The 26,793-nt window shown below is 34.4% G+C and carries 28 protein-coding genes; 4 read left to right on the top strand and 24 right to left on the bottom strand.

All coding sequences use genetic code 11. The features are described from left to right. Positions 1-60: 60 nt before the first annotated feature. The 11 genes from ACRHOC_RS06835 to ACRHOC_RS06785 all read right to left on the bottom strand — a co-directional run bounded on the left by ACRHOC_RS06835 (position 61) and on the right by ACRHOC_RS06785 (position 8,375). The gene (locus ACRHOC_RS06835) at positions 61-1,341 is read right to left on the bottom strand and encodes a hypothetical protein (RefSeq protein WP_431157842.1); all 1,281 of its coding nucleotides are present in this window, start codon (positions 1,339-1,341) and stop codon (positions 61-63) included. Positions 1,342-1,410: 69 nt separating this feature from the next. Beyond that, positions 1,411-2,133 carry a hypothetical protein gene (locus ACRHOC_RS06830; RefSeq protein WP_431157841.1) on the bottom strand — a complete coding sequence of 241 codons (723 nt, stop codon included), beginning with the start codon at positions 2,131-2,133 and terminating at the stop codon, positions 1,411-1,413. Positions 2,134-2,199: 66 nt separating this feature from the next. Continuing rightward, positions 2,200-2,592, bottom strand: coding sequence for a hypothetical protein (locus ACRHOC_RS06825; protein ID WP_431157840.1), 393 nt, complete (start codon positions 2,590-2,592; stop codon positions 2,200-2,202). Positions 2,593-2,617: 25 nt separating this feature from the next. Then, positions 2,618-2,905: a hypothetical protein gene (locus tag ACRHOC_RS06820; protein WP_431157839.1), complete on the bottom strand. Its 288-nt coding sequence runs from the start codon at positions 2,903-2,905 to the stop codon at positions 2,618-2,620. A 27-nt stretch (positions 2,906-2,932) separates the two neighbouring features. Further along, positions 2,933-3,331 carry a hypothetical protein gene (locus tag ACRHOC_RS06815; RefSeq protein WP_431157838.1) on the bottom strand — a complete coding sequence of 133 codons (399 nt, stop codon included), beginning with the start codon at positions 3,329-3,331 and terminating at the stop codon, positions 2,933-2,935. 42 nt (positions 3,332-3,373) lie between these two features. Then, positions 3,374-3,769, bottom strand: coding sequence for a VOC family protein (locus ACRHOC_RS06810; protein WP_431157837.1), 396 nt, complete (start codon positions 3,767-3,769; stop codon positions 3,374-3,376). A gap of 41 nt (positions 3,770-3,810) precedes the next feature. Further along, a complete protein-coding gene (locus tag ACRHOC_RS06805) occupies positions 3,811-4,206 on the bottom strand; it encodes a helix-turn-helix domain-containing protein (RefSeq protein WP_431157836.1) in 396 nt (131 codons plus the stop codon). A gap of 99 nt (positions 4,207-4,305) precedes the next feature. Further along, positions 4,306-6,021 (bottom strand): amidohydrolase, encoded by a 1,716-nt coding sequence (locus tag ACRHOC_RS06800; RefSeq protein ID WP_431157835.1) that lies wholly within the window; start codon positions 6,019-6,021, stop codon positions 4,306-4,308. 22 nt (positions 6,022-6,043) lie between these two features. Continuing rightward, positions 6,044-6,736, bottom strand: a complete 693-nt coding sequence (locus tag ACRHOC_RS06795) for a hypothetical protein (protein WP_431157834.1) — start codon at positions 6,734-6,736, stop codon at positions 6,044-6,046. 73 nt (positions 6,737-6,809) lie between these two features. Continuing rightward, a complete protein-coding gene (locus tag ACRHOC_RS06790; RefSeq protein WP_431157833.1) occupies positions 6,810-7,487 on the bottom strand; it encodes a DUF6624 domain-containing protein in 678 nt (225 codons plus the stop codon). A gap of 33 nt (positions 7,488-7,520) precedes the next feature. Then, positions 7,521-8,375: a CPBP family intramembrane glutamic endopeptidase gene (locus tag ACRHOC_RS06785; protein ID WP_431157832.1), complete on the bottom strand. Its 855-nt coding sequence runs from the start codon at positions 8,373-8,375 to the stop codon at positions 7,521-7,523. Positions 8,376-8,584: 209 nt separating this feature from the next. On the opposite strand from ACRHOC_RS06785, the gene ACRHOC_RS06780 reads away from it, so the two are divergent. Together ACRHOC_RS06780 and ACRHOC_RS06775 are read left to right on the top strand one after the other, a co-directional pair. Further along, positions 8,585-9,772, top strand: a complete 1,188-nt coding sequence (locus tag ACRHOC_RS06780; RefSeq protein WP_431157831.1) for a PKD domain-containing protein — start codon at positions 8,585-8,587, stop codon at positions 9,770-9,772. A 127-nt stretch (positions 9,773-9,899) separates the two neighbouring features. Beyond that, entirely contained in the window at positions 9,900-13,169 is a 3,270-nt protein-coding gene (locus ACRHOC_RS06775; RefSeq protein WP_431157830.1) for a VPS10 domain-containing protein, read from the top strand. A 24-nt stretch (positions 13,170-13,193) separates the two neighbouring features. Here ACRHOC_RS06775 and ACRHOC_RS06770 read toward each other — a convergent pair whose 3' ends face one another. The 3 genes from ACRHOC_RS06770 to ACRHOC_RS06760 are packed head-to-tail and all read right to left on the bottom strand — an operon-like array spanning position 13,194 to position 15,456. Beyond that, entirely contained in the window at positions 13,194-14,369 is a 1,176-nt protein-coding gene (locus ACRHOC_RS06770; protein WP_431157829.1) for a P1 family peptidase, read from the bottom strand. 10 nt (positions 14,370-14,379) lie between these two features. Then, on the bottom strand, positions 14,380-15,015 hold the full coding sequence (locus ACRHOC_RS06765; RefSeq protein WP_431157828.1) for a transglutaminase-like domain-containing protein: 636 nt from the start codon (positions 15,013-15,015) through the stop codon (positions 14,380-14,382). Positions 15,016-15,072: 57 nt separating this feature from the next. Then, entirely contained in the window at positions 15,073-15,456 is a 384-nt protein-coding gene (locus ACRHOC_RS06760) for a winged helix-turn-helix transcriptional regulator (protein ID WP_431157827.1), read from the bottom strand. A 105-nt stretch (positions 15,457-15,561) separates the two neighbouring features. Between ACRHOC_RS06760 and ACRHOC_RS06755 the strand changes: the two genes are divergently transcribed. Next, positions 15,562-16,143 carry an NAD(P)H-dependent oxidoreductase gene (locus ACRHOC_RS06755; RefSeq protein ID WP_431157826.1) on the top strand — a complete coding sequence of 194 codons (582 nt, stop codon included), beginning with the start codon at positions 15,562-15,564 and terminating at the stop codon, positions 16,141-16,143. A gap of 11 nt (positions 16,144-16,154) precedes the next feature. Then, positions 16,155-16,673 carry a peroxiredoxin-like family protein gene (locus ACRHOC_RS06750; RefSeq protein WP_431157825.1) on the top strand — a complete coding sequence of 173 codons (519 nt, stop codon included), beginning with the start codon at positions 16,155-16,157 and terminating at the stop codon, positions 16,671-16,673. Positions 16,674-16,777: 104 nt separating this feature from the next. Here ACRHOC_RS06750 and ACRHOC_RS06745 read toward each other — a convergent pair whose 3' ends face one another. The 10 genes from ACRHOC_RS06745 to ACRHOC_RS06700 form a co-directional block, all read right to left on the bottom strand. Further along, the gene (locus tag ACRHOC_RS06745) at positions 16,778-17,203 is read right to left on the bottom strand and encodes a hypothetical protein (protein WP_431157824.1); all 426 of its coding nucleotides are present in this window, start codon (positions 17,201-17,203) and stop codon (positions 16,778-16,780) included. Then, positions 17,196-17,882, bottom strand: coding sequence for a hypothetical protein (locus ACRHOC_RS06740; RefSeq protein ID WP_431157823.1), 687 nt, complete (start codon positions 17,880-17,882; stop codon positions 17,196-17,198). Before ACRHOC_RS06740 ends, ACRHOC_RS06745 begins: the two co-directional genes overlap by 8 nt. 3 nt (positions 17,883-17,885) lie before the next feature. Then, complete coding sequence (locus ACRHOC_RS06735) at positions 17,886-19,763, bottom strand: erythromycin esterase family protein (RefSeq protein ID WP_431157822.1); 1,878 nt, start codon at positions 19,761-19,763, stop codon at positions 17,886-17,888. A 45-nt stretch (positions 19,764-19,808) separates the two neighbouring features. Then, a complete protein-coding gene (locus ACRHOC_RS06730) occupies positions 19,809-20,387 on the bottom strand; it encodes an outer membrane protein (RefSeq protein WP_431157821.1) in 579 nt (192 codons plus the stop codon). Positions 20,388-20,413: 26 nt separating this feature from the next. Next, positions 20,414-21,106, bottom strand: coding sequence for a cyclase family protein (locus ACRHOC_RS06725; RefSeq protein ID WP_431157820.1), 693 nt, complete (start codon positions 21,104-21,106; stop codon positions 20,414-20,416). 21 nt (positions 21,107-21,127) lie between these two features. Next, entirely contained in the window at positions 21,128-21,916 is a 789-nt protein-coding gene (locus tag ACRHOC_RS06720) for a DUF6090 family protein (protein ID WP_431157819.1), read from the bottom strand. Between the two features lie 89 nt (positions 21,917-22,005). Continuing rightward, a complete protein-coding gene (locus ACRHOC_RS06715; protein WP_431157818.1) occupies positions 22,006-22,917 on the bottom strand; it encodes a hypothetical protein in 912 nt (303 codons plus the stop codon). Between the two features lie 3 nt (positions 22,918-22,920). Continuing rightward, the gene (locus tag ACRHOC_RS06710; RefSeq protein ID WP_431157817.1) at positions 22,921-23,913 is read right to left on the bottom strand and encodes a hypothetical protein; all 993 of its coding nucleotides are present in this window, start codon (positions 23,911-23,913) and stop codon (positions 22,921-22,923) included. A 14-nt stretch (positions 23,914-23,927) separates the two neighbouring features. Beyond that, positions 23,928-25,646, bottom strand: coding sequence for an alpha/beta hydrolase-fold protein (locus tag ACRHOC_RS06705; protein ID WP_431157816.1), 1,719 nt, complete (start codon positions 25,644-25,646; stop codon positions 23,928-23,930). A gap of 72 nt (positions 25,647-25,718) precedes the next feature. Then, positions 25,719-26,774 (bottom strand): helix-turn-helix domain-containing protein, encoded by a 1,056-nt coding sequence (locus ACRHOC_RS06700; RefSeq protein WP_431157815.1) that lies wholly within the window; start codon positions 26,772-26,774, stop codon positions 25,719-25,721. Between the last annotated feature and the right edge of the window lie 19 nt (positions 26,775-26,793).

Genomic DNA, 26,793 nt, shown 5'->3' with positions numbered 1-26,793 from the left:
AATTAAGACCCCATATGCGCACAAAGGTTTAATTCAATGTAATAAAATCACATGAAAAGCTTAGCGATTGTATGGATATTCATTAATCCAGTTAAAACCACGATTGGTTAATAGAATCTTTGAAGTATCATATTTACTGAGCTGTATCTTAATTGTGTCTGTCTTCCAGAGTCCCTCAAACGAAAGTAAACTATCAGTTTTCACATAGCTAAGATTCAATATATCCAAGCTGTCTCTAGTAGATGTCATTTTCACAGTACTATTAATACTGTCTAACTCATAAGTATACCAACGCGGTTGATCTTTCATTCCTTTTACCACAATATACTGAGACAAATAACCCTTGTCTACCATCATTCTTTTCCATCGAACCTCATCTGTCAGCAGTGGCGCTATAGTATCCTTATTTTTGATAAACGTCTCCGTATCATAAACGCCATAGAATAAAGGTTCAGGAGCATTATAGCGTTGTTCCCAATATTCTATATCAGAATTTGTGTAGGAATAAAAGGCATAGATAATGAACATATATTTTATTACTGTGGCTGTTATTCCATACTTTCTATTCGTAAACAAGGGTTGCAACTGGTTCTTAAATGTTTTGGATTTGTTTAAAACAAATAGATTAATGATACGCTTGTAATCTAACGCAGCAATAAAAAGTGCTTTAATCATGAGGTGAAATGAAAACAACTTCACAGGAATGTCGTAACTCATGTTCATCATAAAGACATTAAGCATAACTGAAAATATGACTAAAGCGCCAAATGTTCTTGTTCTTCTGAAGAATAATAATAGACCACCTATTACTTCTGCAAATCCAGAGAACATCGTATAGGCCTTTGAAGCACCCATAAAGGTCCAAGCAATTCCCATTGGAGAGGATTCGCCATAAGTTCTAAATAGTTCGAGAAAAGAGGGTTCTGAGAATTGAAGGTAAAATACTTTTGATAGTCCATACGATAACATGTAAGCGCCAACATAATAACTTACATATATCTTAAAAAACCGTAAAAGACGATTGTAACTCGATCTATTTTTATCTATTAGAGACCAAATAACACAACCAATAATGGCAAGTATAAAAAAGAAAAGAACCTCGATATAGTTGTATGTAGTATCACCACTACCTCCTGGGAATATGTTGATTTCTATAGACATAAACGTCTTTGCAAACCACACGACGACACCTTGAATTTTACCTGTAGACCAAGTTATAAATGATGTTGTAAAAGGTAGGAAGGAGATGAAAAAAGTAGAAATATGAAGCGCAAAGTAGATTAAGATAAATCTAAATCCTATTTTTTGAAATGCATTCCAATGTGTGTTTTCAGTTGTCATTTATGAATTCGTTTTTTGATTAGACTAGTTTATCGATCCTTTGCTTTAGCATGCTATACAAATTAATGATCAATCACAAGACGTGTTATATAATTTAACCAGCTCAACAATATCATTCTTATTGAGTTTTTCTTTTTCCTTTAATACAGTTGTTACGGCTTGACAATCATTAAAATAGTCAAACTTCTTACTTCTGATAAATTCACCAATGGCTTTAGTGTTAAATGAGGTTGTAATAAACTTTTCAGTATCACCCTCATACAACGTACTTCTTATGGCATTCTTTTTCTTAAAGTAGTATTTGTAATACAATCGATTTGAATATTCGAAATCATCAAAATCATAGTCTAAATAGAGGTCACATTTGCCCTCAACAAGTAGTGTTAAGAGTTTTAGAGAGCCGTCTGGTAAAAGCACATTTTTTACTTCAGATCGTCGATGAATCCATACATTACGTTTATGGTTATTAGTCTCAGACTCCCAAACTCTATCTTTAGGGTCTAAATCCTTTCGTCTCTTTTCGAACAAAAAGTGACTGATGATTTTATCAACCTCATTCAATGGGATGGCCATTCTTTCTAAATCACTATCACTAATATTTTCAATGCGCTCTCTACTGAGCTCGTAGGTACTGGTTACCAAATAGCCTTTATGTGTTGTTATGGTCTTATAGTCTTTAATGATTTTGGTACCATCTTTTTTAAAAATGGTGTCATTAGGTGTAGTTTGTGATGAAATGAAAAGTGTAAATAGAAGTAGTAGTATTGAGAACGCTGTATTTTTCTTGTCCATTTAAATGTCATTTTTCTGTTAAGAAAGAAGATATGATCTAACCTAAATTTTTCGATTAAATTCTAACTAGTTAATTCTTTTGTATTTCCCTTGTGGTACTAATTTACCATTAGCATTTGGATAATAAAAGGTGAGCATACGTTTGTTTAGTTTTATTTTACTTACTAAGGTTTGTTCTTTGCCGTCTTTAAATTTTGTTATAGTGTAATAGTCACCTTCTTTTACAATGCGTCCTTTTTCAATAGTCGGTTCCATGTTTTTGTAATTTGGCCAGTCCTTTTTATCTTCAAAAGACCATGTTTTACTCGTATATGTAGAATCGGGAAAGAGTTCAATGATGTCAACCACATATAAATCGCTAAAGAGATAATCATGAAATAGATATTGTGGGCCATCACTTTGTGCAAAGCTCATTGACATGGTAAAAACTAGTGATATAAGGAAGAAGTACTTTTTCATTTCTTTTATTTTTAATTGGAAGGATTTAATCCCTTAATTGAAACATTATTTTCATGAATTCTATTTCTGGTGTTTCAATAACCTCATAGGCTTGTGGAATGCTTTTTGCTAAATCTGATGCTTTAAAAGCTAATAAGGCTTCTTGACTTTCCCAAACATAAATACCACCATATTTCCCTTCTTCGTTGAGCTTTACATAATATTTTTGTAAAAGTCCAGGAATAGCAATAAACTCAGGTTTTCTCGCATTTGCTTTCTTCAGGATATCTTCTTCGGGTAGTGCCGATTTCAACTTAATAAATTGTAAGATCATAATTTCTGGTTTTATTTCATGATGAAACTATTGGTTACGAATTCCATTCACTACGGCCTTCTTCAATAGTAAATTGTACAGCATTGGTTGTATCCAAATAAGATTAAATAGCCAATCTGAAATTTTAGGAATGTTACTATGTATCGTCTCAGCTACTGTTACCGTTAATGGAATACACCATATAAAAATAGGAATATAAAAGGCCAAAAAGTTGCTTTGTTTCTTTAAGTAGCTAAAATTGAATAAATGGATGAGGCCATTAAAGAAGGTGTACATTAGACATCCAATGATGGACAATACAAACAATCTTCCTTTGGCATAGTCATCAATTTGATTTATTGCTCCCATTAGATTTAAAATCAAAATGTAAAACAAAAGGCCTACAAGGAGTTGGATAAAGTAGTAACGACTTATGCGCTTTTTCATTTAAATCTTTAAGGTTTTGAGCACCTAATTCATCATTTTGATTTATAACTGCTCTACCAATTGAATATTGTTACCACAAGTATCGTTAAAAACAGCAATCTTAACAGTGCCCATCGATGTTGGCTTCATACTAAATTCAACACCTAGTTCACTCAAACGCTCATAATCATCATCAACACTATTAGTGTCAAACTGCGTGTATGGATATCCGGCTTCCATAAGTGCATCTTGAAAAACTTTGCAGGGTTCAAAATGATTAGGTGCAGGTTCTAAAAGAAGCTCAGGACCATCTTGCCACTCTGCCGAAACTAAGGTAAGCCATCTATTGCCACCTCCTAAAGGAAGGTCCTTTTTTTTGAGGAAGCCGAGTTTTTCAGTATAAAATTTTAAGGCTTGCTCTTGGTCTCTAACAGGAATACTGATTAATGTTACTTTCATTTTTAATTGGATTTGATTCTATGTTTCAAAGTTGAGCACATTCAATTTAATTTGCTTCTCGAAAGTTGCTCTTTTCGAAAAGTACTTGGTGTTTTTCCAGTTTTTGTTTTAAATAATGCACTAAATGAACCCAGGCCTTCAAACCCAACAGCAAAACAGGTTTCTGTCACTGACATACCATTTTCCAGGTAGACTTTGGCTTTCTCAATTCGTTTATCAATGAGATATTGTCTTGGCGTCTGACCATAGTATTTTTTAAATAAACGCAATAAATGGTATTTAGAAACGGGTTGCATTTGGGTTAAATAATCCAGAATTAAATTCTCTTCAAAATGAGTTTCTATATAATTCCGAATGAAAATAACCGTATTGATTTGGCTCTCGTTATCGTAAATGGTATTGCGAAGTTCATTGAGCTTTAATTGGTATAGCGTCATTCCTTAAATGTCTAATTGGATCAGTAATAATAAGAGTCTTTCAATTGGTACGTGACAGAACTCATTCTAAATTTACATATTTAGTTTCATATGATGCATTTAGTTAGATTTCTTGTAAACACTTACCCCTTCCTTAATCGTCTCTAACACCTTAATATTTTTAATTTCTGCCTCTTCAACTTTAAGTGGATTTTTATCCAATATTACCAGATCCGCAAGTTTACCTGCTGTTAAAGAACCTTTGGTGTCTTCTTCAAAATGCTGGAAGGCTGACCAGGATGTAATAGCCTGAAGTGCTTCGTATGGTGTTAATTTTTCATTTGCACCTATAATTTCGCCAGATCTCGACTTTCGTTCTACTGAAATCCCGACCATACGCATTAAGTTAGGGAGAGCTACTGGTGCATCTGTATGTATAGTTATTTTTACACCTTTATTCAGTGCTGTCCTCACTGGACTTATCTTGCTGCCAAGTTCCTCACCGATAATTTCTTTATGCCAGTCGCCCCAATAAAATGTATGTAAAGGGAATAATGATCCAATTATATCTAAGGTTTTTAAAGAGTCCAATTGATCAGTCCTAATGTATTGTCCGTGGATTAGAGTAGTGCGTCTATTTTCATTACCAAAAGTGTCTCCTGCAATCCGAGTAGCTTTAATAAACTGATCTATAGCCGCATCACCATTGGCATGTGCTAAGATTTGCCAGTTATTTTCATAGCCTTTTTTGAATAGATCAATAACGTCTTGCTCATTTGGAAATGCTGGATAACCTTTATAACCTGCTTGAACACCATGTGGTAACAATAAATAAGGCTCAGTTCGCCAAGCCGTTCGGCCTTGCGGTGAACCATCTAAAGTAATTTTCATACCACCAATACGGTAGTGATTGTTATAAGTTTTACTGTTCCATTTCGTTGGCATCATGGCATCGACAAAGGCATAATCCACATAGGATACAACATCTAGTTTTAAGGCGTTGGCTTCAGCCGCTTTCACAAACATGGTTTGATCCATTGTTCTTCCATCTTGAGCAGTTGTGTAACCATAAGAAAGTGCCATTTCCTGTCCGGCTTCGAAAAAACGGTTAGCGGCTTCTTCTGATTTAGGCGTCAACGCTTTAGCATAATGTGGTAAACCTGCTAGTTCTTCTAAAACACCATTAGGTTCGTTGTTATCTGTACGTCTTATAATACCTCCATCAGGATCTTTGGTTTCAGCAGTGATATTCAGTAGTTCTAAGCCTTTAGAATTTACCACAGCAAAATGCCCAGAGATATGAATAATCATAATAGGATGTTCTTTAGATACCTCGTCGAGTTCAAATTTCGTGGGGAAACGTTTCTCTTCAAGAACTGAATCATCAAATCCTAAACCAAAAATCCATCCTGTTAAAGCTCTATTTTCTGGTGTATTCCATGCTTTTAGGATTTCTATCATTTTTGGAATGTTGCTCGCACTAGCATCTGGTGGTGGTAAAATTTGAGCACCAATAGCTTGGGCTGAGAAAGATCCAAAGTGTGCATGACCATCTATGAGACCAGGTAACAAAGTTTTACCATTTAAGTTAATCATCTTGTGTCCAGAACCTGCGATACTCATAGCTTCAGATGATGCGCCAGCATAAACAATCTTACCTTCTTTTACTACTAAGGCCTCCACATATTGCGGTGTATCACCTTCCATGGTAAGAATATCACCACCATAGTAAACAGAAGTTTTATTCTCAAATTCATTTGGATTAGCATTTTCTTTTTTACAAGCATTAAACGTTAAAAGAATAAATATGAGTGATACAACAAATTTTATTTTCATATTAATAAGTTTTATGGTGTTTTCAATTCTTAAGACATAATGTCTCATAATCATCTGCCAGTTGTTTTAGATTATTTCGCGATTTAGGAAAATAAGACCCTTCATTTATATTCTGAAGTAGTTTTTTACAGCCTTTAAAAACACGCTTGCTTGAGCGTTTAAAGGCGCTACTGTTATTATAATTTAGAAAATGAGTCTTGCTATTCATTGGTTCTAATTCTTTGGTTTGAACATAAACTGGTTTTGCATATACATTAAAACCTTCCCAGCGTATAGGCTCAAAAAAGCGGACACATTCATTTTCATAACTTAAGGCTTCTAAACCATTGGCACTGCCACCTCCTTTACCTTTTAAATAATAAACTCTAAGCGTATCTCTTAGAAAGGATTTCTCTTCTGAGTACTTGATTTTATAAACCGATTTGGTCTGCATGGCGAGTTTATTATAATAAAATTCAGCATATTTTACCTTTATATTCTCCCAGTTTTTAGTAATCTCTTCTTTAGGTTGTTCTTTTGAAAAAACTATATATTTAATTGAAGTAGGATTGGGAAAACCATATCCTGATACGATGCTATCATTCATGGAATGATAGACAAGTTTTACAAATGATTCTCTTGGTTGTTCATCTTTAAGGACACGTGCACCAAATTGTGCGTGTACAAAGTAATTAAGACCAGAACATAAAATAATGGCAGTTAATATTTTATTCATAATAGGGACTTGATAATGAATTGATTATAGCATTACTAAAATAGTGATTACATTAAAAACTTTATAGGAAACTTTAATCTTGTTGCTCTCGCTCTCTTAAGAACGCTTCTGTACGTCTTTTTTGTTCTTCAAGATCCCATTCGAAATCAAAACGGTTTTTAAGAAAAATAGCGATGGAATCTAAGCCGATTTCAGTTCTTCTTTTATCAATATTTTCAGGTTCAAAAACAGGCCACAAGTTAAAGCTTTTGGTTTCAGGATAGTATTTCATCTGTCCACCATAAATTTGTAGATCGCCTCTCTCTGTAGCAATTCTGTCTTCAGCTCGTACCAAAAATCGTGGCTCTAGCTTTTTATCCTTAACCGCTTGGCGCATCATAGGTAAATAGTCAATGCGGACAGAATTATCTGAATGCTGTATCACATTACATATGGTCCAATTACCATCTTCACCAGCGTGCTCTTTTGAAGGCCAACCATAAGTGTCTAGAATTTGCTTAATTTTTCTTTCGTTGAGGATGTGATTTTTCTTATAAATGGCTTGCTGTTCTTTTACTAATTGGTGGTCTGCACCATAAATTTTCATAAGTGAATCTCGTGATCTAATAGGTAATTGCTCGGCTTTCCATATGGTATCTAAGACTGCAATTAGATTTTCTTGAAGAGGCTTTGATATTGTTTCTGTTTTTGAGTTGTTTGTCTCTCCGCAACTCAAAACTAAAAAGAAGTAGAGATATATAATCTTGTTCATGATATTAATTGCATTGATTTTTAGGACAAAATATTATAATTTTTCTTTTACCCCTTTTCTCCAAAAATAAATACCAAATATAAAGGTTATGATTGCAAACATAATACCGTATTCCCCATGCCAAAACTCAAAACCTTCTTTTTGTATTGTTAATTCTGGTAATATTTTTTGAATATAAACATTGCTAACGGCATGAAACATAACGGCTGGCCATAGACTCTTTGACTTGAAGGTGTAGTAAGTCATCATAAATGACATGGACACAATTACAATATAAAACGTTAATAATTCTAAACTTATATTATCTCCATAATATACGATTAGAGGCCAATGCCAAGTAGCCCAAATTAGACCGCTTACTATTGAGACTCCTGTAAATGAAAGGACTTTTCTTAATTCATATATAAAAAAGCCTCTCCATCCAATTTCTTCACCTAAAGTTGTTGCCGAAGCTCTTATTACTTCAACAGTTCCCAACAAAATAATTGCAAAGATTGTAATTAAGATCGGACTTAAATTTCCTATTCCTAGCAAACCAAGTTCTTTTCCCCAATTTTTAATGGCTTCATCATTAGCGAAACTTCCAAATCCTAAGCTCCAAATACATATATAACTAATTAGACCGTATAAGGCTGGAACAATATAGGACCATCTTATATACCTCCAGTTCCCCCAGTTCCAATTTAGAGATGAAATAGGACGTTTAATTAGTTTTAATGTAATGAATGTAGCGATAGCAGGACACCACATTAACCCTCCAATATAAATTTTTGAAGGATAGAGGTTCACTATGGCATAATGGAATAGAAAACTGAATAAGGTAACAATGGCAAGAAAAAGAAAAATGATTTTCCAAGTTCTTTTTTGGGCTGAATTAATTTCTTGCATTTTCGTTTTTAGGTTGGTTTATTAAAAAGACGACACGATGACTTTTTTGTTACCTTATAGTATATGATGGTTCTCGGCAATAATATTATAAATGTAAAAGCGTAGTCCATAATGGTTAAATTCATCTTGGTATTATGAGCTAACTGCTTTAATATCAGATATAAATATAATTTTTGTAAATTATGGAACCAACCAAAAACCAATCATAGATGAAATTGTACCACCCTAACCCGATTTTATCCCTTTTTCTATTTTTCTTGTTTATCGGTTGCTCTAGTAGTGACGATAGTGAACCCATGAATCAAGTGACTGAAAGACCAACAGCTGCCATTTCATTTAATACTAATGCGCTTTTAGCGGGGAACAATGTAGCTTTTACTGACAATTCAGATGCAGGTTCCTCTCCAATTGTTTCTTGGAATTGGAGTTTTACTGGTGCTACACCATCGACTTCGATAGAACAAAACCCAACAATTGTGTTTAATACTATCGGTGAATTCTCTGCAACCTTAACTGTAACCACTAACGATGGTTCAGATTCAACAACTGAAAATTTTGTGGTCATTAATAGTTGTCCTTTATATGCATGTGAAAAATTCCCGGTATTAAAGACATCGGATCTTAGTTATGGTATAGATGCACAGCATTTAATGAATATATATCAACCTTTAAATAATATAAGTTCTAATAAACCAACTATCTTGATCAATGGAGGTGGTGGTTATGAAGGCAGTAACCTCAATTTAATCGATGAACTTGCTGAACGCCTCTCGAGTTATGGATTTGTTGTTGCTACAGCGCGTTATCGCAATGGTGTGGGTAATGCAACTGCCAATATATTAAGAGGTATGGTAGATAGTAAAGCAGCGATACGTTACTTAAGAACTAATGCAGAAAATTGGGAAATTAATGCCAATCAGATATTTGTTGGAGGTTGGTCTTCGGGAGCTTATAATGCGTTAATTCATGCCTATTGGCAAGAGTCTGATGTCCCACAATCATTATTGGAAACAGTAGTGCCAAACCTCATTGAGAGTTGGGAAGGCGAACAGGGTAATCCTGGAGTTTCTAGTGATATTTTAGGAATATTAAATTTTGCTGGTAGCATGTTTGGAACAGAAGAAGCCTATCAGGATGATCTATGGATAACAGCAAATGATGTACCCATGTTTGCTGTGTATGGCGAACTAGATGCCGTTGTACCTTGCGATGCTTTAGAATTAGAAACTGGTAATTGGGAATTTGGACCTTGCGTAATAGATACAAGATTAGAAGCTGTAGGCATTACTTCAGAACTCATTTTAATTGCAAATGGTTCTCACGAATCACCGCGCGAATCCAATGAAATTGACAATTATTTACCGTCTTTAGTAGACTTTATCATTAATACCTCATAAATTCTTCAATGATAAAAGGTGTTGTTCTTATTATTAGTTAGTTAGTACACTTTACTAAGACTTGTATTAGAAAAACATTAATAATCACTTGATAATTAAAATCAATCCTAACAACAAAAATTTAAACATGAGAAACCATTACTTCACAGTGCTCCTAAGCTTACTCTTTTCAACCTTAATTATTGCACAAGATAAAACCGTTCAACCTTGGTCGGATGAAAACTTTGAAGGTCTAGAGCTTCGTAGTATAGGTCCTGCGTTTATGTCTGGCCGCATAGCAGATATCGCCATTCATCCAGAAGATGATAACACCTGGTATGTCGCAGTCGCTTCGGGAGGTGTTTGGAAAACAATAAATGCTGGTGTCACATGGCATCCTATATTTGATAATGAAGGTTCTTTTGCTACGGGATGCGTAACAGTTGATCCTAATAATCCACATGTGGTGTGGGTAGGCACTGGAGAGAATGTAGGAGGGCGTCATTTATCTTTTGGTGATGGTGTATATCGCAGTGATGATGGTGGATTGAGTTGGACAAATATGGGCTTGAAAAAGTCCAATCATATTTCTAAGATTATTATTCATCCTGATAATTCTAATATTATATGGGTCGCCTCACAAGGTCCACTATGGACTAAAGGTGGTGAAAGAGGATTGTATAAATCCATAGATGGCGGTAAAACATGGAAACGTACTTTAGGAAACTCTGAATGGACAGGTGTTACCGATATTGCTGTTGATCCTCGTAATCCGGATCAAATGTATGCTGCAACTTGGGATAGACATCGTACTGTTGCCGCTTATATGGGTGGAGGACCAGGTACAGGGTTATATCGCAGTTCAGATGGTGGTGAGATTTGGGAAAAACTCAAATCGGGTTTACCAAAATCCAATATGGGAAAAATTGGTTTAGCCATTTCTCCTCAAAAGCCCGATGTATTATATGCGGCTATTGAGTTAGACCGCAGAAAGGGAGGCGTTTACCGTTCGACAGATCGTGGCTCAACTTGGAAGAAAATGTCTGATGCGGTATCTGGTGCAACAGGACCACATTATTATCAAGAGCTATATGCTTCACCGCATCAGTTTGATAGATTGTATTTAATGGATGTGCGTGTCCAGGTTTCGGATGATGGTGGAAAGAGTTTTCGTCGTTTAAAAGAACAACATAAGCATTCTGATAACCACGCACTAGCCTTTAGAAAAGATGATCCTGACTACTTATTAATGGGTACTGATGGAGGTGTATATGAATCATTTGACTTGGCGGAAAATTGGCGTTTTATGGGAAATCTTCCCCTGACGCAGTTTTATAAAGTTGCAGTAGATGATGCTGAACCCTTTTATAATATTTATGGAGGCACACAAGATAATTCTACAGAGGGAGGTCCTTCTCGAACTGACAATATTCATGGTATTCAAAATTCAGATTGGAAGGTAGTCTTAGATTGGGATGGACATCAGCCTGCTACAGAACCGGGAAATCCAAATATTATGTATGGTCAACGACAAGAGGGAACCTTGTCTCGAATTGATTTAAGCACTGGTGAGGTGATGGATATTCAACCACAACCTGCAGCAAATGAAGTCTATGAACGTTATAATTGGGATGCCCCAATTTTGGTAAGTCCTCATGCACCAGAACGTATTTTTCATGCTTCACAAAGACTTTGGGTTTCAGATAATCGTGGTGACGACTGGCGCACGCTTTCAGGAGATTTAACAAGAAACCAAAATCGTTTAGAATTGCCCATTATGGGGAAACAACAGAGTTGGGATAACGCATGGGATTTAAACGCTATGTCTAACTATAATACTATAACCTCTATTGCACAATCACCACTAGATGAGAATTTAATATACATTGGTACCGATGATGGCTTGGTACAAGTGACGGAAGATTATGGAAAAACTTGGCGAAAGTTAGAAGTAAGTTCTATAAAAGGAATACCAAAAACACCTTACATCAATGATATAAAGGCAGATTTACATGATGCGAATACAGTATATGTCGCCATGGACAATCACAAGTACGGTGATTATCAACCCTACATTTTAAAAAGTACGAATCGTGGTAAAACGTGGAAGTCTATTCAGAATAATTTACCTAAACGTAACTTAGTTTGGCGTCTTGTACAGGACCATGTGAAAAAAGATTTATGGTTTGCAGGTACTGAATTTGGTATTTATTTTTCTCCAAATGCAGGGCAGAAATGGGTAAAACTCCAAGGTGGTGTCCCAACTATATCTTTCAGAGATTTGGCCATACAGCGACGAGAAAATGATCTGGTTGCAGCCTCTTTTGGACGTAGTTTTTATGTTTTTGATGACATAAGCGTACTTCGCGAAGTCAATGATACTGTTTTACAAGATGAAGCGACATTATTCTCTACGCGAAAAGCATGGTGGTATATTCCTCGAGGACATCTTGGTTTTGAAGGTAAAAAAGGAGATCAGGGTGCAGACCATTTTGTAGCAGACAATCCACCATTTGGTGCTGTTTTTACCTATTATTTAAAAGATGATTTAAAAACAAAACAGGAAATTCGAGCTGCTCAAGAGAAGAATAATAATGGTGATATCGCTTTCCCTGGTTGGGAGGCTTTAGAGGCAGAACGTATGCAAAATCCACCAAAAGTATGGGTAGAGGTAAAAGATTCCAACGGCAAGGTTGTGAGACGTGTTGCAGGAGACACCAAAAGAGGGTTTCATAGAATCGCTTGGGATTTAAGATATCCTTCGCCTAATGCTGTTTCAATGGTAGAACCACCTGCACCTATGTGGGATGATAGACCAAAAGCATTAATGGTAGCACCAGGCACCTATACGGCTTCATTGTTTCAGCAAGTAAATGGTGAGGTTAAAGCTTTGTCACAACCAATAGAATTTGATGTTGTACAGCTACGCAAAGGGGCTTTAGAAGGTGCTACACCTGAAGTGGTTACCAATTTCTGGCGTCAGTATGAGGATGCTGTACGATTACATTCTGCACTCCAAATTAGTTTAAGAAATTCCATAACGCGTGCAGAACGCATGAAAAAGGTATTGAATCAATCACCTACAATTGCAGGTAGTTATGATAATCGATTAGCAGATATAAGAATGGAGCTTTTAAAAATTGACCAAGAGCTCAATGGTGAAAAATCAAAAACAGAACCAGGAGAAAAAACGAACCCAACAGTAGTGGGTAGATTATTTTCTCTACAAATAGGAATTGATCATTCAACTTATGGTCCAACGACCAATCACAAAAACGGTTTAAAGCTTATTAATGAGCAGTTAAGTTCATCGCAGTTAAAATTGGAAATGAGTCATGGGAAATTATCGCAATTAGCTAAGGACCTAGTTAAGGCTGGTGCTCCATGGATGGAAGGGGAAACACTGCCTAAGAATTGATGACTAATAAGTCGTAGTTACAATTTAGTCTTTAATACGATTATATTTTTTAAGGGTTTCAACGAGTAAATCGTGTGGAATGGCGTACGCTTTGTTTCCATTAATACCTTCCATAGTGTCTGCCGCGACCATTGCATTTATAATGGCCTCTTCAACTGCTTGCACTGTTGCTTCAAAAACTGGCATTAGCAAATCATTGGACATCGTTTCTACTGTTGTCATTTCATCACGATTAAAAGCGCCTTCATTTGCTGTTGAAAATGCTAAGAATATATCTCCTGAGCCATTACTTCCACGGCCTCCGACAATGCCAACACCCAAAGGAATTCTTTGAGCCACTCTTTTTAATTGATGTGGTAATAAAGGGACATCGGTTGCAACAATTACAATTATGGAACCATCACCTTCTTGTCTTCTAGAAGTTGGAGGTGCTTTAAATTCATAATTTAAAGTATCCTTAAGCGCTATACCTACAGGAACACCTGCAATGGATAGATTTCTTTTAGCACCAAAGTTAGATTGTACAATGGCACCAACAGTGTATTTTTTATCATTTATACTAAAAACACGCGATGCTGTGCCAGTACCACCTTTATAGCCCAAACACGTCATTCCTGTTCCACCACCAACATTACCTTCTGCGATTTTACCACTAATTGCATTATTTATAGCTTCCAAAACATGCTTTTCTTTGACATGAAATCCGTAAATGTCGTTAAGGAATCCGTCGTAGGTTTCTGCAACTACAGGATAGGTATACCACCAATTCTCGCCACTATACCAATCCGTATCAACAAACCATTTTAATACAGCCTGTCTTACTTCTCCAACACTGTTGGTATTGGTGATCATTATTGGTGTTTCGAGAAAACCTGATTCGGTTACCCAAGTGGTTCCAGTCATTTCACCATTTCCGTTAAGGCTATACCAATTGGCATAGACCGGACTAAACTTCTTAGCTTTTCCTCTAGGGAATAGGGCAGTGACACCAGTTCTTATTGGGCCTTTCCCTAATACGTTTTCTCCATCTCCAGAAATAATAGTGCTGTAACCAACTTCGACGCCTTTAACATCGGTAATCGCATTAAACGCTCCAGTTTTACCTACAAACGGAATACCTAGGTCTCGTGCTCTTGGTTTTTGACTGTAGGTTTGCGCACATAGTAGTAGAGTAGTGCAAAGTGCAAATAATCGCTTCATATTTATCTCTTTAAAGTTTAAATTCTTTTAGGTCTTCGTCTGTATCAAAAATATGTGGATAGTGTGCTTTGATGTTACTTTCCATAAAATCTAGTGGAACATCTTCAAAATGGCCATAATCATCTACATATTCCATAAATCGTGTTCCTTCACTATTGTATTGCTGTAAAAATGAATCATTTTCACCATCAAAATCCAATGGTTCTATATTAAGTTTTGCACAAAGTGATTTATTAAAAGCAGGTGACATTTTTAACCACTTATTGTTGAGATAGACATTAACCATACCATGCGGTGTTAATTCGTTAGATCCAAATTTTTCGGTTAGCCGTTCTACAGCAATATGATTTTTAACCTTACCTAAGTGCAAACGTGCAGGAATTTTAAGTGCTCTAAGGCAGGCGACTAATATTATTGACTTTTCAACACAATTACCAGAGGTCTTTTTAGCAATATGGCTCGACCTATACTTTTCTTCGCTTAGAGTAATACTGTAAGGATCATATTTAAAATGATCACGTACTTTAGTGTACATACCTATTGCTTTTTCTTTATCGGATAATTCATTTGACTCAAATTCTGAAATTAAATGATGTACAGCATCATCATTAAAATCAAAAAAATAGGTGTGCTTTAAATAGTTCATTTTCGAATAGGTACTTTTTCTAGATTGTGCATTGCAGAATTGATTAAACGGATATAGTTAGTCGTTGTTATGTTCTGACGCTTTGTGCTCAATAATTCTACATTCTTCAAACTCTATTTCAGGATAGGCACTATTCGCCCATGCGCTCAAATTCTTTAGCACAGGCATTAGACCTTTAGATTTCTCAGTTAATGAATATTCTACCCTTGGTGGAATTTCTGCAAAAGATTCTCTTAAGATCAATCCGTCACTTTCGAGTTCCTTTAATTGATTTGTAAGCACTTTTTTTGAAATCGTTGGTATCAGCACATTTAAAATTCCAAAACGTAGAGAACCATTTGATAATAAATATAGGATGATCGGTTTCCATTTGTTCCCAATAACGTTCATGGTGTGCACTAATGAACAGGCATTAGGATTATCGATATACTTTCTAGCCATTAGTTACTTTTTGGTTACCACAAAATCATTGTGTTCTGTAATGTTAGTTTCTTTAGTAAACTATTATTAGTTTCTTTGCGAAACAAATGTAATTAAAAATTTAGAATGAAAAACATATTTATAATTAATGGTCATCAAAAATACCCCTTTTCTGAAGGTAAATTAAATGCTAGTTTAACAGAAAAGGCAGAGCATTACTTTAAAAACAATGGTTATGAGGTAAAGAAAACCACAATGGAGGATGCTTATGAAGTTCAGAAAGAAATTGAAAAGTTTAAATGGGCCGATGTAGTCTTTTTTCAAACACCGCTAAACTGGATGGGTGTAAGCTGGTCCTTTAAAAAATACATCGATGAGGTGTTTTCTATTGGAATGATGGGTGAGATGTCTGATGGTGATGGTAGAAGTAGAGAAACACCAAAACAGAATTATGGATTAGGTGGTAAGTTAAAAGGAAAGTATATGATGTCTGTTACTGCCAATGCACCGAAAGAGGCCTTTAATAATCCTGAAGAAACCTTTTTTAATGGAATGAGTGAAGACGACTTACTGAGGCCAATGCATTTAAATTTTAAGTGGTTTGGGTACGAGCCTTTACCGACTTTTATGGCTTATGATGTTATGAAGAATCCAGAAATAGAAAATGATTTTAAACGGTTTGAAGCACATTTAAAAGGTAACTTTTAATTATAGGAGATATGAATAGACCAACACCAAAACATACTGCCCCAAGCTTAGAATTTTCGTTGTTAGATGGTAGTCAATGGAATTTATCACAACAGCAACCTGAGAGTTTTACATTAGTTGTTTTTTACAGAGGATTACACTGTCCATTGTGCAAAAAATACCTAAAGCAGTTACAAGACCTTTTACCAGATTTTAAAGAAAGAGGTGTAAATGTTGTTGCTGTAAGTATGGATAGCGAAAAACGCGCAAGGCTATCTCGTCAACTATGGGAATTACCAAAGCTTAAGATAGGTTATGGATTAACAGAAGCTTCGGCAAGAAAATGGGGATTATACTTAAGTTCTGGTGTAAAAGATGGAGAGCCCGAATTATTTAGTGAGCCAGGACTTTTCTTAATAGATGATAATAATAAAATCTATTATGCTGCTACTAATAGTAACCCTTGGGGACGACCATATTTGGCGTCTTTTGTTAAAGCAGTTGATTTTATTGTACGCTCTGGCTATCCAGCGCGAGGTGAGATGCTTTAGAGCGTCCACCTATAATCGTCAGTTGTAATAGCGCGCTAAAGGTTGAAGTTTTTATTGTTTTATTCCAATCTGTATTAAAGGAATTATACTAACAGTCGAGGCTGTTATTTCGAATATAAAGCGTTTTTGCCAGCAATAAGATTTATAATTAATCTTATGACGAAATAACCAATAAGAATTATAAAAACAGGGCCAAATTTGAATCTAAAACTCAAGTCATCAAAAGGCCAAAAGAGTTGATCAATAAAAGGACCTAGAAGTGTAATATAGAGCACAAGCCAAATCCCTATAGCTAAAACTTCAACAACCAAATTGTTTTTTTCTAAAATTCTTTGCGCACCATATTTTACGAGAAACACAACAACAATAAATGATAGTATTGCACCTATGTTAAACATGAGCCAATACCAAGGATGCTCCTCGAAAGTGGAACCTTTTCTTCCGATATGTTCAAAGTAATCGTAGATGGAATATAATACAACTATAGTTATCAAATAGTTGATCGGATACTTAAAAAACTTTTTAATCATAATAATCAAATTCTCTATAAATTAAATGGATTTGTAATTCACCTTCGCCCTCATCAAAACGAACTGCTTTAGTCCAATCTCCATGGGCATTAAATTCAAGAAACTCATTTCGAGTCTCATATACCAATTTTTGATTTTCATCAAAATACTTTTTGTAACGTTTATTGGGCTCAGTTAAAGACTCATACTCCAAAAAGGCATCATTATCAAGAAAAGTGTATTCTTGGACTAATCTAGAATCCTTACCGTAATTATTTGAAAAAATTATATAGCCACTTAAAGCTTCATCCGTTTCATTTTCTTTATACTCATATCTATCGGTAGATACAAGTTCATAAAATCTTTGACCACTTAATTCTTCATTGGCACCATAAAATTTTGAAATAACTTTGTTATCCTCAAAATAGTTAAGCTTATTCGACGATTTTAAGGTATTGTTGGCGTCATAGGTGTTGGCTTCAATAATATTTCCATTTTCGTTAAAACTGACACTATAAATCCAATCTAAATCATTCTTAGTCCATTCTCCTGATTCGTATTCTGCATTATACGCGTGCCAAGTTGCTTTGTGAAGTTTTTTATTATATCCTATTGGTTTGTAACCAAAATAGGGATTCATATCTGCAGTACATGAAAGTAGCAGATGTGATATAAAAACAATTATAAATAACTTTTTCATTAATTATTCAATAATTTCAATTTCGACTTCATCGAGCCATACGGTGCCAAAATCTTTTAAATGCACACTGTAGGTAATGGAATGTGCATTTTCTGGCACATGAGCTTCAATACTATAATTCTGCCAATGCGTGCTATTTATCCTAAATTTATCAAGACTATCAAAAATGGGAGGCTCTCCTAAATACGTTTCATCTTCAGTGTTTAATTCTACGAACAAGTGAAGAAAGGCAAATGAAGATTCTTCAGTTCTAGATTTTGCTACGCCTTTAAGCCGAATTGTTTTACCTAAGTAAGGTTTTGCATCAATTGACTGAAATACGTTAGCGCCAATCTCGCCATAAGTTGGACCTTTTGGGCGTTGCACCATCAAGGACTTATTGCCAGCATAAGCATCTTCACTTGTGGTCATAGTTACACCTAATCGCTTAAACTTTGACCATGAAATCCAATCTTTGGGTGATTCACCTATTCTTCCCTCTTCAAAATTTAAATTGGATGGGTATTCAAGGTTTTTGTTGAATATCCAAAGGTGATCGTAATCTGATTCATCAATTGGAATAGTCGCTGTTGTTTTATTTAAAAAAATTAGTGCATCAAATTCTTTTAAAAGCTTATGTATCTGATAATAATCCTCAGACTTATTTTGATTGTAGAATCCCCAAGAATAACGTGTAGGTATAGGTTGGTTGAAAAAGTCAAATATAGGACCGTTACTAGGGACATTAGATAAATCTAAAAAGGCTCTATCTAAGCTAGCATTAACCAATGTATGTTCCAAGGACCCTTTTTTGGCTTTGTCTACATTAAAGGTATTGAAGCCAGTTGAAGGAATATGCTCGTCTAAAGCTGAAAATTCTCCTTGATTGTAAAAAAAGCCAACAATTTTTAGTTGATTACCATACCATTTTTTAAGATGATAGCCCATACATTTATAGGCGTTATAATCCAAACCTTCATTATCATTTTCTGATATTAGCATATTACTGACATGAAAATTATGAGCCCAAACTATCATTTTAGAATCTTCACCTTCATTGTCTAAAGTCCATCTAATATTTTCAGCTTGTCCATAGTCTCTATTAAGCTCTTTATTTGCTCCATCCGAAATATAAATTTCGATTTGTCGAGCATGTTGTTTAGCCAATTCCCAATCTTTTAAACTTGAAGAATTAACATAATCGATTTTCTTAGTATTAAAAGCTTTCATAACTTTTTTAATTGCCTTTAAAGCTAATGAGTCATATTCCTTAGGAATCCAATGTCTTCTACCTAATCCTCTTGGATCTGAAAATGGTATTTCTAGACTGCCTAATTGTGGGCGCACAGCCAATTCAAGGTCGGGATCTACATTCTTTAAGTAGGTTAACGTTACTTTTGCAGCGCGTTCTGGATCCTGGGTGTCAAAGCCATAAAACTTGACTTTTTTTACATTATTTGGGTTGGCATTGTAAGAACGCATCCATTTTAAAAGTTCGAGTAATTCTTTTGTGTCCCATGTCCAATAATAGATACCAGCTAATGCTTTTTTAGGATCACCAATACCATCTAACACATAGCGATTAACATCGAAAGCTTCACCAAAAGGGCATTCTAAAGCAAAGATATTAAAGCCTTTTTGTGTAACTAGATATTCAACAAGACGATGCTTTAGCTGAAATACTTCGCGGTTACCATGTGTTGGCTCTCCTAGAGATACAATTCGAGCATTATCAACAAACTCGTCAAGTTTTACAAGATCATCAAATCCTGTGCTTGCTTCAACTGTTTTAATATCAACAGCGTTATCTATTATCCATTCATTTACTTTTTTATCATCATAATTATTGGAACAATCGCTCAGAATTAAAACAGAGATTAATATTTGAATTGTTTTCTTCATTCTTTGTCTTGCCAGTAACTAAGGATTTAAATTTACTCTAATATCTTATAACTTTAGCCCAACACCAACCTTGAGTAAGTTCACATTGGTATTAAAGGGAATATCTGGTACATCATTATCTACACTTACCTTCGTAAAATCATACTGAATTTGTACAAAGACCTTGTTGCTAATATCATAAGCAAGACCAAGATTAAGGCCAAAACCATTTAAATTTTCTGTTCTACCAGAGACATCCTCGCTGTTCAAGGTCCCTGATATTTTAAAATTTAAAAACGTATAGCCAACACCTACAAAAGGACGCAGTTTTTCTAGGTTTTGTATGTTGAGCTCTACAAATACTTTCGGTTGAATAACAAATATAGTTCTAAGGAAATCTAAAGCACCTTCATTTTGGTTAGAATTGTCAATAAGCACACCTGCATTAAAGCTGGCACCAACACTTACAAAATCTATTGTGGCAAATTTGTATTTGAGTCCAAGATCTATGATACCAACAGCTTCACCAACAAAATTGTCGTCTATTGGTGTAGGATAATTGGCTTCAATACTAAACTTAGAATCTTGTGCATCCAGATTAAAGCTAAGGACTAGTAAAAGGGTGAGTAGTATATTTTGTTTCATGTTATTTTTAGTGTTATTGGTCGTTTTTAATTAAATATTGCGACAGCTCTTACAGGTGAGCCCGTACCACCTTTAATTTTTAATGGAAAACCAATGAATCTAAATCTTCCTTTTCCAATGAGCAAATTAAGGTTAATCAAATTCTCATAGTGCGTAAAATTCATTTCTCCACAAATATGATGCACTTCTTTGTTTGAAACACCAGATACACCTGGTGACATGGTTTCAACTCCAAAAGCGGAAATACCCTTGTCACCAAGCCACTTTGCACATGCAATGGAAATTCCTGGTCCATTGCTCCAATTTTCACTATTAAAGTATTTTCTGTAATGGTCTGTATAAAATAAAACTGTATCTCCTTTTTTAATTTCTAATCCGGCTTTATTGCATGACTCTTCAATCTCATAAGGTTCTATTAAATCTCTCAGTCCTTTATGTGAAAAATCTAAACAAATGCCTTCTGTGTAGAACATTGATAAAGGCATCTTGTCAATAGACTTGCCTACATGTTGAATTTGCATATGATTTATGGCATCGACGTGCGTCCCTGTATGTTCTCCCATTTCTAATTTATGGACAGCAGGTGTTTTGTTCTTTGGATTTTTTATGCCATTCCATTCTTCGTGCGAATTATGAATAGTCATTTTTACCTGTGGCAGATCTTTATAAACAGGCATGCCTTCATAAATTTCTTGACTTAAATCAATAATTTCTGTCATTGAATATTGTTGTTTGTCAAATTATTTATCAATCTCATTTTCAATAATTTGTAACATGTTATTTATTCGATCTCTTAAGGTTTGAGATTGCATATTAGTCATCTGATTAAATGTGATCACCATGCTAACGATACCTTCCAACTCAACATCGTTAAGGACTTCTTTTAAATCTACGTCCTTTTTTGTTGGCTCTATACTAAACTTATAGTTATAGGTTTTGTCTAAAGCTTCAGTTGGCGTATAACCATCTTTCCAAAGAATGTCATTCACATTTCTCATAATACCCAATCTAGTGATACAAGGGAAAATGGTTTCCGTTCTATATTTTTGATATTGTAGCTCGAGTTCTTGAACTTGAAATACTTCTGAAGACCAATTTGAAAGAAGTTCCACTAACTCTTGATTTTGAATGAGCCTTAATTTTTCTGTGCCAATAATATCATTCTCAATAGGATCGAATGTAGGATCTCTTGCAATTTGCCATAACGCTTTATAAAATTCGATGGCATTAATAGATTGTGGATGATCAATTTTATCTAATAAGGTGTTACAAGCCACTAGGCCTTCATTTCGCATTAGAATCTTTTCATCTAATTGCTTAAGGTTACTTGTGTACTCTTTTTGTAATTGTTTTAAGATTAATTGTTCCTTAGCTAAATCTTTTTGCCGTTCATTCCAATTATTAATCTGTAGAGCGATTAAAATACCAATAACGACAAGTATAATTTCTCCAATGGCATAGAGTAGGTACTTACTAAACTTATTTTCAGAGAGTAGTCGCTGACGTATTTTTCGAAAGAATTTAATCATCGGTTGGCGGTTTCCTCTAAGATAGGATAATTAATTAATTTGAGTTTTGGGGAATAAAGTATTATACTCAAACTGGCAAAGCAAATGTATTATATCGCTCTCACAGAAAAATGATATTCTTCTTGTAGTTTTTTTAATTCATCGATCAAATAATATCGATGTGAGTAGCCTGTTAGTACTACAATTCTCTGATTAGGATTATTTTTTATTTGCTTTATAATGTTATTCACCATGGCCATATTCCTAGTATCCCAATAACTCATATGAACAGGAAGAAATTCTCTTAATTCCTCTGTTAGATCTTTCGTCTTTAAAATTTGGGGAATTTTATCGTATACATATGCTTGTCTAATCTTAATAATACTGTCTGCAATACGATTATTAAAGTCGTAAGGGGTTTTAGAATTTCCAAGGTTGAGGTATTTCTTGGATACTTTATGATAGTTATCCATGATTAATGACTCCTCTTTGGATAACGCCTTTTCCTTATTTAGTTTAAGTGCTGTTCCAACAAGGTTACTCATGTTGTTTTTATAATTATACTTTAAGTGAAATAGATCTCTTTCTTCCCATTCAAAACCTATAACTTTAGCTTCAGGATGATGTTTTAAATATTTTAGTGCTACAAAACTTTCTACTTTATTCCCTTTTTTGAAAGAACTCATCATTTGATTAAGGAAATCAGTTCTTTTAACCATTCGCTTGACGGTTTGTTTATCGCTTTCAAATAAAATAATAGAAGGGGAGACTTTACTCATATAGTTATAGAGATCATCTCTTTTAAAATTATTAGTTTCAAAATGCATGGATCCAACAACATAAACCTCTGTGCCATCTGGTGAAGTTTTTATTTTGGTCTGACTAATTGGCTCACTCTGTTCGATATAAGCATTCAGGTCTAAATTGTACTTTATTATCGCCGCTAGACATGTTATAGTTGTTAGTGATGCCCATGCTACAACACTATATTTTATAATTCTTTTTAATTTTATTTTCTTCATGATCTAGTTTTTTACCGCATATCTTAAGTTTGGTGCATCTATAATCAAGGTTTTTTCTAGGAATAACTTGTTTCCCGTCATTCCGCCTAGATCACCTCCGATGTTTGCCAACTTTAATACAGATTGAAGCATTTCCGTACCAGGTATTTCCACATAGCTCACATAGGTTAGCGGAACTGAGGTATTTCCAAATTCAAACATGCCTTCAGATGCGACATTAGAAATCTTCGTCTTTTTTCCCCAGGAGGAGCCTTCATAGGTCGTTATCTTTGAATTAGGTTTAGACATATCTTTAAAGGTGTCTTCATCCACAATAAGTTCGTATGCACTCGAGCCTGAATCGTACCATAATTCTATGGGTTCATTGTTTAGCTGTGCTGAAAGGAAAATTCTACGCCCATCAAACGTGAAGGGTAAAAAATCATCTTCATTTATTATTCTTTTGTCTGTAGCCTCAATAAGAGTCATGTTTTTATTTTTATAATCAATGATTATTGGGTTTTGTTCAATAAAATCATTACCAACAGTTCCAAGTATTATAAAAGAATTATTTTCCCAATCAATTGCAGTGCCTCGGCCTTTAAAACCTAAAGAATTTGCTGTAACATCAACAGTACCCACTTTGAATTTTGCATCTAAAACACGTACCTGATTATCTAAAGTGTCTATTTGAAAAATAGTCCCATACTTTTCATTTACTGAAATAACATTCTCATAGAGTAAAACAGTAGATTTTGCTCCAGTATCAAACTGCATATAAAATGTTTGATCTATTCCAGGAAGACTTACAGGAACAAACATGTATGAATTTGGTATAACCTTATCACCAACTTTATGACTTTTCCAAATGAAATCAAAGGATTGCCCAACGTTTGAAATTGTAAGTTCATTAGGTGGTGCACTTAAAAATTTATTCTTAAAGTAAAAGAAGCTGATGGTTCCTGCTGTGACTATCAGTATAAATAGTCCTAATAGAAGTCGTTTAAATACTTTCATAAGTTTGGAGTAAATTAAATGCTCAATTGTTTCATTTCTTCAAGTGTATAAAGCTTGTTTTTAAAGTAATTGTCAATGCAATATTGCTTTGCTTTTTCACCCTCTTCTTTCGCCATGTTATGCTCAGCAGATAAAGAGGCAATCAAGTAATGTAGTTTTAATAAGGTTCCCTTATTGCCACCTTCATAAATCTTATGTGTAGAAGCATAGTCTCGACTTTTAATTAAGACCTCCATTAATCTTTCGTAGTCTTTTAATTTTTTGAAGCTCTCAATCACGAAATGGAAGTTACCGAAGTATACTTGGGGTTCTACGGTTAAGTTTAGTTCTTCCAGGGCTTTTCCATATTGTTTCGAACTTTTTTCTAAAGCTCCAATATGATAGTAAAAATTTCCTTGGTTCATAGCATCCATTCCTCCTGGTTCTTTCATTACTCCATTTTGCCATAATTTGTTCTCTTCAACAAAGTCATAATAGGCATCTAGCTCTTTTTCATTTTTGGTTTCTATGATATTCATTAATACATTTTCTAAATCATTTAGACTGTATTTTACCTTAAGACCATAGAAACTTTCCATATCGATTGCATATTGATCTCTATAGTCATAAAAGGATTGGTATTTTTCTACAACTTTATAGTCTTTATAAACAAAACGGATTCCATCGAACAAACTTTCAGGCACTAAAGAATTGTGATTTCTGGTATACACGTTCTTTTTGAATTGAATTTTAGTATTTTGATTTACTTTATATAATTTTTGGTAATCATCACCAGCTTCGATTCTGTCTGGAGAATCGTAAGTAGCATTTGCAACAAAATAATAGAAGTTTTTTCCATTATAATTTTTGATGGCTTCTCCCATGCGAGTATCCACATCTTTATTTTTTCTTTTACCATAGAAATTGGTAGATATAGAAATGAAACCTCTAAATGGATTGTCCTTTTCCAAGAATAAATAGTGATTAAATTCAGCGCCATTAGAATGACCGATCATGACGTTAAATCCAGAAGTAGCATATTGCTTATTAACATATGGAATCAATTCTTGAAATAAGAAATTTTTAAACTGTTGTCCTGTCTCTTGATAATTCACATCCAAATCCTTATTTCTATTTGATTCGCCATTGGTCATACCATGTTCAATACCTACCAAGATAGTTTCAGGGATAATTTCATAGGGTGCACCAACCATAGTCTCTAAGTAGTTTTTTGCTACTTCAAAGTTTCTACTACCACCATCGCTAATATAGAAAACAGGATATTTATTCTTAGGGTCATAGTTGTTTGGGAGTACTATTTTTATATTTCTCCCTCCACCTAAAACATATTGAGATGGTAGAAATTTGATATTATAATCTAAACCTAAAGCTTCGCCATCAATATTATTAGACCATCCTTTTATAGTAAATATGTTTTTTGAATCTGGAGATTTTAGCTTCTGATTAGGATTATCATTTAACTGTTTAATGATGCCTTCTGTATTCCAATCGCCTTTTGTGAATTTAAATTCAGCTGGATAGGTTAGTACTACCGAGATACTGCGTTCATAATCGGATATTTTTTCCATTTTCACAAGGTTAGGATTCCAGTTTCCTAATGACTCTTGATTTCCTGTTATGTAAACTTCATCCGTATTATTCGGTACAATAACTTTAATGGTTTGTGTGGTCTGCCCAAAGATTATTGCTGTAAATAATAATAGGCCTTTTAGCATTGTTGTTTTTATGTTCATAATCGTTTGATTTTTGAACAAATGTAGATGAGGACTCAAGAAATTTTGAGGAAAACCGAGGTGATTTAGGGGCTAATCCCTAGGGTGATTTTTGAATTTAGCTACGAATTCTGTACGATTGCTCACTTCTAACTTCGCATAGAGATTACGAACATGAGTTTTTACCGTATTTAAAGAAATAAAAAGTTCAGAGGCAATTTCTTTATTGGTTTTATCTGCAACCATGAGCTCAGCCACCTTTTCTTCTTGAGTGGTAAGACTAAAATCTAAAGGTACTTGTTGTAAGGTTTTGGCACGTTTTAATTTAAGGATAAGGAATACAATACCAATAAAAAATAGAACACTTAAAATAGCTAAACCATAAGTTAACTTTTTATATAAAACCAATTCGTTTTTGGTTTCAGACTTGTACAAATCATCTAAAAAACTTCTATACTGCAGCGCATAAGAAGAAGTATCGTAATAATCATTGAGCTGGCCAAGAAGTTCAACGTAAAACTCTGGGTCATCTCCTAAGTCTTTTTTAAAAGCTTTTTTTGGTAGACTTCCTAGTAAAATTAAAGTGGTAAGAGGATGGGTTTCTTTTTCTATTACAAAAGACTTTAGCTCACCTAGATATTGATCGGTAGTTTGGTTAATCATCTTTTGGTTGTTGAAACCAGAGAATTCTTGACGAAGTTTTTTAGCATATGATTCATAGGTATTCCATTCCTTATCGATAGGATTGGTATTGCTATTACTAGAAAACCAGAATTTACTATTCCTCTTAAAGACAATGGTGTCATTATTGGAGAAAATAAAATTGTGAAAGTTCTTAAGATCTTCCATATCATATTTTTGCACGCCTTCTACATCCTCATCTAAGTTTGAGTAAATACGGTATAAGGCATGCTTATCTGAAAGTAAACTGCCCTCAAAAGAAAAATAACCCAAACTGTCGGTAAGGGTGGAGGTAATAATTTGGTCTGGACTAATGCCATTTATTTCATCAAACTGTAATAAACTTAGATATACGCGTTTATTTTTTTCTGGCGTATCTAGATATCCAGAAATAGAATATTGACCAAAACAGTAATTCCCAAATAGAATTAATGTGAAAAGTAAAATTCGCTTGAGGTAAATGACCATAAAGAGTAATATCTATTTT

The sequence above is a fragment of the Winogradskyella poriferorum genome (assembly GCF_050618035.1).
In the GTDB taxonomy this organism is placed as follows: Bacteria; Bacteroidota; Bacteroidia; order Flavobacteriales; family Flavobacteriaceae; genus Winogradskyella; species Winogradskyella poriferorum_A.
This window is presented reverse-complemented; position numbering and strand designations above follow the sequence as displayed.

What these genes read in the sequence shown, in the direction of transcription:
- ACRHOC_RS06835 (WP_431157842.1), bottom strand. Translation starts at nt 1,341, where the DNA reads ATGACAACTGAAAACACACATTGGAATGCATTTCAAAAAATAGGATTT.
- ACRHOC_RS06830 (WP_431157841.1), bottom strand. Translation starts at nt 2,133, where the DNA reads ATGGACAAGAAAAATACAGCGTTCTCAATACTACTACTTCTATTTACA.
- ACRHOC_RS06825 (WP_431157840.1), bottom strand. Translation starts at nt 2,592, where the DNA reads ATGAAAAAGTACTTCTTCCTTATATCACTAGTTTTTACCATGTCAATG.
- ACRHOC_RS06820 (WP_431157839.1), bottom strand. Translation starts at nt 2,905, where the DNA reads ATGATCTTACAATTTATTAAGTTGAAATCGGCACTACCCGAAGAAGAT.
- ACRHOC_RS06815 (WP_431157838.1), bottom strand. Translation starts at nt 3,331, where the DNA reads ATGAAAAAGCGCATAAGTCGTTACTACTTTATCCAACTCCTTGTAGGC.
- ACRHOC_RS06810 (WP_431157837.1), bottom strand. Translation starts at nt 3,769, where the DNA reads ATGAAAGTAACATTAATCAGTATTCCTGTTAGAGACCAAGAGCAAGCC.
- ACRHOC_RS06805 (WP_431157836.1), bottom strand. Translation starts at nt 4,206, where the DNA reads ATGACGCTATACCAATTAAAGCTCAATGAACTTCGCAATACCATTTAC.
- ACRHOC_RS06800 (WP_431157835.1), bottom strand. Translation starts at nt 6,021, where the DNA reads ATGAAAATAAAATTTGTTGTATCACTCATATTTATTCTTTTAACGTTT.
- ACRHOC_RS06795 (WP_431157834.1), bottom strand. Translation starts at nt 6,736, where the DNA reads ATGAATAAAATATTAACTGCCATTATTTTATGTTCTGGTCTTAATTAC.
- ACRHOC_RS06790 (WP_431157833.1), bottom strand. Translation starts at nt 7,487, where the DNA reads ATGAACAAGATTATATATCTCTACTTCTTTTTAGTTTTGAGTTGCGGA.
- ACRHOC_RS06785 (WP_431157832.1), bottom strand. Translation starts at nt 8,375, where the DNA reads ATGCAAGAAATTAATTCAGCCCAAAAAAGAACTTGGAAAATCATTTTT.
- ACRHOC_RS06780 (WP_431157831.1), top strand. Translation starts at nt 8,585, where the DNA reads ATGAAATTGTACCACCCTAACCCGATTTTATCCCTTTTTCTATTTTTC.
- ACRHOC_RS06775 (WP_431157830.1), top strand. Translation starts at nt 9,900, where the DNA reads ATGAGAAACCATTACTTCACAGTGCTCCTAAGCTTACTCTTTTCAACC.
- ACRHOC_RS06770 (WP_431157829.1), bottom strand. Translation starts at nt 14,369, where the DNA reads ATGAAGCGATTATTTGCACTTTGCACTACTCTACTACTATGTGCGCAA.
- ACRHOC_RS06765 (WP_431157828.1), bottom strand. Translation starts at nt 15,015, where the DNA reads ATGAACTATTTAAAGCACACCTATTTTTTTGATTTTAATGATGATGCT.
- ACRHOC_RS06760 (WP_431157827.1), bottom strand. Translation starts at nt 15,456, where the DNA reads ATGGCTAGAAAGTATATCGATAATCCTAATGCCTGTTCATTAGTGCAC.
- ACRHOC_RS06755 (WP_431157826.1), top strand. Translation starts at nt 15,562, where the DNA reads ATGAAAAACATATTTATAATTAATGGTCATCAAAAATACCCCTTTTCT.
- ACRHOC_RS06750 (WP_431157825.1), top strand. Translation starts at nt 16,155, where the DNA reads ATGAATAGACCAACACCAAAACATACTGCCCCAAGCTTAGAATTTTCG.
- ACRHOC_RS06745 (WP_431157824.1), bottom strand. Translation starts at nt 17,203, where the DNA reads ATGATTAAAAAGTTTTTTAAGTATCCGATCAACTATTTGATAACTATA.
- ACRHOC_RS06740 (WP_431157823.1), bottom strand. Translation starts at nt 17,882, where the DNA reads ATGAAAAAGTTATTTATAATTGTTTTTATATCACATCTGCTACTTTCA.
- ACRHOC_RS06735 (WP_431157822.1), bottom strand. Translation starts at nt 19,763, where the DNA reads ATGAAGAAAACAATTCAAATATTAATCTCTGTTTTAATTCTGAGCGAT.
- ACRHOC_RS06730 (WP_431157821.1), bottom strand. Translation starts at nt 20,387, where the DNA reads ATGAAACAAAATATACTACTCACCCTTTTACTAGTCCTTAGCTTTAAT.
- ACRHOC_RS06725 (WP_431157820.1), bottom strand. Translation starts at nt 21,106, where the DNA reads ATGACAGAAATTATTGATTTAAGTCAAGAAATTTATGAAGGCATGCCT.
- ACRHOC_RS06720 (WP_431157819.1), bottom strand. Translation starts at nt 21,916, where the DNA reads ATGATTAAATTCTTTCGAAAAATACGTCAGCGACTACTCTCTGAAAAT.
- ACRHOC_RS06715 (WP_431157818.1), bottom strand. Translation starts at nt 22,917, where the DNA reads ATGAAGAAAATAAAATTAAAAAGAATTATAAAATATAGTGTTGTAGCA.
- ACRHOC_RS06710 (WP_431157817.1), bottom strand. Translation starts at nt 23,913, where the DNA reads ATGAAAGTATTTAAACGACTTCTATTAGGACTATTTATACTGATAGTC.
- ACRHOC_RS06705 (WP_431157816.1), bottom strand. Translation starts at nt 25,646, where the DNA reads ATGAACATAAAAACAACAATGCTAAAAGGCCTATTATTATTTACAGCA.
- ACRHOC_RS06700 (WP_431157815.1), bottom strand. Translation starts at nt 26,774, where the DNA reads ATGGTCATTTACCTCAAGCGAATTTTACTTTTCACATTAATTCTATTT.